The 6,222-nt window shown below is 72.0% G+C and carries 1 protein-coding gene and 2 pseudogenes; all 3 read left to right on the forward strand.

What is annotated here, in order from left to right; translation table 11 throughout:
* Window positions 1–88 precede the first annotated feature (88 nt).
* Window positions 89–1,126 carry a hypothetical protein gene (locus M4V62_RS00600; protein ID WP_249585195.1) on the forward strand — a complete coding sequence of 346 codons (1,038 nt, stop codon included), beginning with the start codon at window positions 89–91 and terminating at the stop codon, window positions 1,124–1,126.
* Window positions 1,127–1,537: 411 nt separating this feature from the next.
* A pseudogene (locus M4V62_RS43805) lies at window positions 1,538–3,166 on the forward strand (type I polyketide synthase); the annotation flags it as partial.
* Between the two features lie 75 nt (window positions 3,167–3,241).
* A pseudogene (locus M4V62_RS43810) lies at window positions 3,242–6,178 on the forward strand (acyltransferase domain-containing protein); the annotation flags it as partial.
* Window positions 6,179–6,222: the final 44 nt, after the last annotated feature.

Here is a 6,222-nt window from a genome sequence, read left to right on the forward strand (position 1 = left end):
GGGCCAGTAAGTACCGAAGTGGAGCGGGCGATTGCCAACCGGCCGCGAGGACCGGCCAGTTGTCAGTGACGCTTCCTATGCTGACGTCATGGAGATCACCAAGCGGACACTTGTGGAGGCCTGGCAGCGAATGGCCGCCGGACACGCCCTGCTTCAGGAGGTCGGGCTGCCGCGTATGGCCCTCTCGGACGATGAGCTCGACGAGTGGGCCGAGAGCGCTGAGGGGGCGGAGGACGGTGGCCTGTGCCTGCTGCTGGACGAGGACGGCACGGTGCGGGGCCAGCACGGCCCCTATCGGGAGGTCTTTGCCACCCGCGACCTCGAACAGGTGCTTTACCTGATCGCCGAGGCCGCGATGCGTCGCCACGTCGGCAGCCTCGAGGAGGTGGCCGCCGCGCTGGAGCGGATCGATCCGATGTGGGGCAGACGGTTCCGCAGTGGCGGCCTAGGCGACACAGGGACGGTCGAGGCATGCGGGCGCGACCCGCTGGAGGGGCTCGCCTGGATAGCGGGGTCCTGGCGTGAGCAAGCCCCGTACACAACGCTTGCCTTCTTCCGCGCGGCGGACGGGCGAACCGTCGACGCCGAGCGCCTGGCCCTGCTGTACGGGGCTGATCCCGCACAGGTCGCGGCCGGCACACGCCTGAAGGACCTGCGGTCCGTGGACGGCGGCCGGGCCCACTGGGACCGCCAGTGGCAGAGCTGCTGTTTCGGGCAGGCAGGCGGGTGGACGTTCCTGCTCCACCACGACACACCGCCGGGGGCCTTCGCCGACAAGGAGGCGTACGCGGCGCTCGGGATTGAGGAAAGCGTGTGGCTGACCGCCACCTCCGCGAAGGCCATCTACACGTTCGACTACGTGAGGGACGGTCGCCGCGTCGACGATGACTGGGGCGCGCTGGAGCTCATCTGGTACGAGCGTGGATATGCCCCCTATCTGAGGGGCGGCGAGCTGGACTTCCTCAACCGTGCCGTGCGCCGTGCCGAGCTGGACCACCCCGAACTCACCAGCACGTTCGAGCTGTACTTCCACGCCTTGGAGGAGTCCCTGGGCCTGCGTCTGGCGCGCCGGGACTTCGCGGAGGGGGAAGTGCGGGCCGCGTACTGGGCCAAGGGCACCCTCTAGCAGGCCTGCGTACACGCGGCCTGACCGGGTGTCCGGGGTGAGCAGCCGGACCTTGGCTCTGCCTCCCAACGCAACTGATTCCAGCGTGAGATCGACGATTCGAGGCCCGATCCTCTCCTCTCAACTACGACGGGAGTACCCGACGATCACGTCCCACCGGGTCGCAGACCCAACAGGAACGTACGACGGCAGGGGCCAATCACCCTGCCGTCGACCGTCGTTCGACATTCGCTCGAGAAGAGGTCCACCGGCGCTCAACAGCCGAAGCGCGGATCCACGAGATGTACGACGGTGGGAACGACCACCCCCGCGTCCGTCATCGGGCCGTCCCGCAACGTCTGGAGTGAGTACATGCCCTCGTCTGATGTCGACAGGCTCGAGGCCCATCTGCGGCGCACCACGAGCGCGCTCCTGAAGTCGGAGCAGCAGCTCTCCGCCGAGCAGGCCGCCCGCACCGAGCCCATCGCCATCGTGTCCATGGGGTGCAGACTGCCCGGCGGGATCGACACGCCCGAAGGGCTGTGGGAGCTGTTGTCCTCGGGCGGCGACGCGGTCGCGGGAATGCCCACGCGCTGGGACGGTCTCGATCTGTACGATCCCGATCCCGACGCGGCAGGCAAGAGCTCTGCCCGCGAGGGCGGTTTCATCGAGGGCGCCGAGCGTTTCGACGCGGAGTTCTTCGGAGTCTCACCCCGTGAGGCACTGTCGATGGACCCGCAGCAGCGCCTCGTGCTCGAGGTCGCGTGGGAGGCCCTGGAGCGGGCCGGGATACGGCCCGACACGCTCGGCGAGAGCCGGACCGGCGTGTATCTGGGTGCGATGGGCTCGGACTACGCGAACCCGAGCGCCGGCCTCGACTCGTTCGACGGCTACAGGGGCACGGGGACCGCGGCCAGCGTGCTGTCCGGCCGCGTCTCGTACACCCTCGGTCTGCAGGGGCCGGCCATGACGGTGGACGCCGCCTGTGCGTCCTCCTTGGTATCCCTCCATCTGGCGGTGCAGGCGCTGCGTCTGGGGGAATGTGATCTGGCGCTTGCGGGCGGCGTGACGGTGATGAGTACGCCTGCCGTGTTCGTGGAGTTCTCCCGGCTGAAGGGAATGGCCGCGGACGGACGCTGCAAGAGCTTCTCCGCGGCTGCCGACGGTGCCGGCTGGGCGGAGGGTGCGGGTGTCCTCGTACTGAAGCGGCTGTCGGTTGCCGAGCGGGACGGCGATCAGGTGCTTGCCGTGATCCGCGGTACGGCGGTGAATCACGACGGCCGCAGCCAGGGCCTCACCGCGCCCAACGGGCCCTCGCAGCAACGGGTGCTCGGCGAGGCCCTCGCGGCCGCCGGCCTCACACCCGCCGACATCGACGCCGTCGAGGCTCACGGCACCGGTACCTCTCTCGGCGACCCGATCGAAGCAGGCGCCCTGGCAGCCGTGTTCGGGCCCGGGCGGCGACCTGACCACCCGCTGTGGCTCGGTTCGGTCAAGTCCAACATCGGCCACGCGCAGGCGGCGGCCGGTGTCGCCGGTGTCATGAAGATGGTGCTCGCGCTGCGCAACGAGCGCCTGCCGAAGACCCTGCACGTCGGCGAACCTACTGCGCACATCGACTGGGACGACAGCGGTCTCGCCCTGCTCACCGATGCGCGCCCCTGGAACCGCGCCCCCTCCCGGATCCGGCGCGCCGGTGTCTCCTCCTTCGGCCTGAGCGGCACGAACGCCCATCTGGTCCTGGAGGAGGCGCCGCCTGCGGCAGTGGCGCCCGGAACCGGAAGCGGTGACGACCGAACCACGAAGGCGGAGACCGAGACCGAGACGGAGACGGAGACGGAGACAGGGCAGCAGGAGCGCCCGAGCGTGGTGCTCCTGTCGGCGCGCGACGACGACGCACTGCGCGCCCAGGCGGGCCGTTGGGCCGACTGGCTCGCGGACCGTCCGACCGTTCCGCTCGCCGATGTCGCGTCCACCGCCGCTCATCACCGGGCCCTGCTGCCGCGCCGCGCCTCCCTCGCCGCCCGCAGCACCGGCGCCCTGGTGGAACAGCTCCGCACGCTGGCGGCCGGGCACACTCCTGCCCATTCCTCCGTCTGCACCACTGCCACGACCCGCACCGCGTTCCTGTTCAGCGGGCAGGGCAGTCAGCAACCCCGCATGGGCCATGCCCTGCGGAGCGCCCACCCGTGCTTCGCCGACGCGCTGGACTCCGTCACGGCGGCCCTCGACGCGCACCTGCCCCGCCCCCTGGCCGACATCCTCTTCGCCCCCGAGGACTCGGCCGAATCGCTGCTCGTCCACGACACCCAGTACGCCCAGCCGGCGCTCTTCGCCTACCAGGTGGCCCTCCACCACCAGTGGCGGCACTGGGGAGTTGCTCCCGACGCCCTCGCCGGACACTCTCTCGGCGAGATCACGGCCGCCCACCTCGCCGGGATCATCGGGCTCGAAGAGGCCTGCGTCCTCGTGGCCGCCCGCGCCCGTCTCATGCAGGCCTGCCCGGCGGGCGGCGCCATGACGCAGCTCGACGCCTCCGAGGACGAGGTGCGCACGCACCTCACAGGTCACACCGGTGTCGGCGTCGCCGCCGTCAACGGGCCCCGCCACACGGTGATCAGCGGTGACGCCGCCGCTGTCGCCGCCGTCACCGCGCACTTCGACGGCCTGGGGCGGCGCACTCGCTCCCTGAGCGTTTCGCATGCCTTCCACTCGCCCCACATGGACGGCATGCTCGACGGGTTCCGGGAGGTCCTGGCCGGTCTCACCTTCCACGCGCCCCACACACCGCTGGTCTCCACGGTCACGGGCGAGTGGATCACCCCTGACTCCCTGCCCGGGGACGGCATGCGCACACCGGAGTACTGGGTGCGGCAGGCCCGGGGCACCGTCCGCTTCCACCAGGCGCTCACGGCGCTCACCGACCGCGGCGTCAACCGGCATCTGGAGATCGGCCCCACCGCCGCCCTCACCGCTCTCGGCGCCTCGCATGCCGCGCCCGGCCTGATGCGCATACCGTCCCAGCAGCCCCGCAAGAACCCGGACCAGAACCTCTCGCTCGCCCAGGCCCTGGGCCATCTGCGGGCCTCCGGCCAGGACGTCGACGTCGAGCGCGCCCACCCGCGCCGTACGAAGACCCCCGTCGGCCTGCCCACGTACGCCTTCCAGCGCGACCACTACTGGCACCGGGCCGCCGCTCCGGACTCCCGGAGCCCCGAAGGCACAGGGCTTCGGCCCACCGGGCATCCGTGGCTCTCCATGGCACTGCGCCTGCCGGACGGGACGGATGTGCTGTCCGGGCATCTCCCCTCCGCCGGGGAGAGTCGGCAGGGCGGCGCCGCCCTGCCGGGCACTGCCCCGCTCGAACTGGCGCTGCACGCCGCGTGTGCGGTGGGCGAGGCGGCACGCCTTGACCACCTCGCGCTCGAGCAGCCGCTCGTGCCGAGTGCGTCCGCCCTGCCCCTGCGGGCGAAGGTGGGGGCGCCGGACGGAGCGGGCCGCCGGACGGTGGAGGTCTACAGCGAACGGGAGCGGGACACCTCGGACGGGCCAGCGGCCTGGGTCCTGCACGCCTCCGGTGTGCTGGCCGGGGACGGCGCCCCGGACACCGAGGGGGACAGCGAGGCGTTCGACGCCCTGCGGCAGTGGCCTGTGCCGGACGCGGTGCGGGACACGTCGGAGGACGGGGCACAGGACGACGGCACCGAGGTGTGGCGGCGGGACGGGGAGCTGTACCTCCTGGTCCGGCTTTCCGAGGATGTGCCGGACCAGGGACACGCCGTGCACCCCGTGCTCCTGGACCGGGTGTTGCGCGCGGCCGGCGCGCGCGTGCCGTCGGTGTGGGCGAACGTCGCGCTGCACGCGACGGGCAGCAGGGTGCTGCGGGTGCGTGTCGCCGGAGCGTCGAGCGGCCCGGAGGATGCTCCCCTTCGCGTGTGGGCCGCGGACGCCGTGGGAGCGCCGGTCCTCTCCGCCGTCGGTACGGGCGCTGCCGAGCCGGTGGGGGAGGTTGCCGCCGAGCCGGTCGGGGAGATTGCCGCCGCAGTCGGCCGGCAGCGTTCTTCGGCGGTGTCCGGCGAAGCGCGCGTACCGCTGCGGAAGGCCGTCAACGAGCCTGCCGCGGCCACCGGTTCCACGGCCCGGCTCCTGTCCCTGACCGCGGCGGAACAGGTCGGGGAGCTCACGGAGTTCGTGCGGTACGAGGCCACGGCGTTGCTGGGTTCGGCGGAGGTACTCGCGGCGGACAGCTCGTTCCGTGACCGGGGTCTCGACTCGCTGATGGCCGCCGAGCTGCGCAAGCGCCTGGAGACCTACACGGGTGTGGAGCTGTCGCCCACCCTTGCGTTCGACCACGCGACGCCCGCGGCGGTCGCGGACCACGTGCGTGACCTGCTGACGGATGAGTCCGCGGCACAACCGGCTCTCGTCGCACCCCGCCCGACAGCCGGGCACGGGGTCCGTCCGACCACCGGGGGTCAGCGCCGCCTGTGGTTCCTGGAGCAGTTGCGTCCGGGCACGCTCGAGTACAACACCCGCGTGGCGCTGCGTGTGTCGCAGCCTCTCGACCAGGCGGTGCTCACCCGCGCCCTGGTCCTGGTGATGGACCGGCACGAGGCGCTGCGCACCGGCCTCGAACCGCGCGACGGCGAGCTGGTGCAGGTCGTCGCCGAGCCGGGTTCCCTCGATGCGCCGCTGCGCTTCGCGCGTGCGTCGGACGCGGAGCAGGCGGCCGCGTTGCTGCGCGGCGAGGAGCGGACGCCGTTCGACCTGAGCGCCGCGCCGCTGTTCCGCGTCCTGGTGGTGGACACCGGGACCGAGCAGGCGCTGTGCCTGACCATGCACCACGCGGTCACGGACGCCTGGTCGGCCGGGGTCCTGCTGCGTGATCTGCACGAGACGTATCACGCGCTGCGTGCCGCACGGCAGCCCGACCTTCCTCCCGTGGAGCACCAGTTGGGGGACTACGCACAGTGGGAGGACCGCTGGGTGCGGGAGGGCCGCTTCGATCCGGCCCTGGAGTTCTTCGAGAAGGAACTGGCCGACGTCCCCCGCACGGAGCTCCCGCCCGGGCCGCCGGAGCCTCCGGCGGCCCGGGCGGGAGCTCCGTCTCCTTCACC

Source organism: Streptomyces durmitorensis, from assembly GCF_023498005.1.
Classification (GTDB): Bacteria; Actinomycetota; Actinomycetes; order Streptomycetales; family Streptomycetaceae; genus Streptomyces; species Streptomyces durmitorensis.

Coding starts and splice junctions, on each gene's coding strand:
- M4V62_RS00600 (WP_249585195.1), top strand. CDS start 89: ATGGAGATCACCAAGCGGACACTTGTGGAGGCCTGGCAGCGAATGGCC.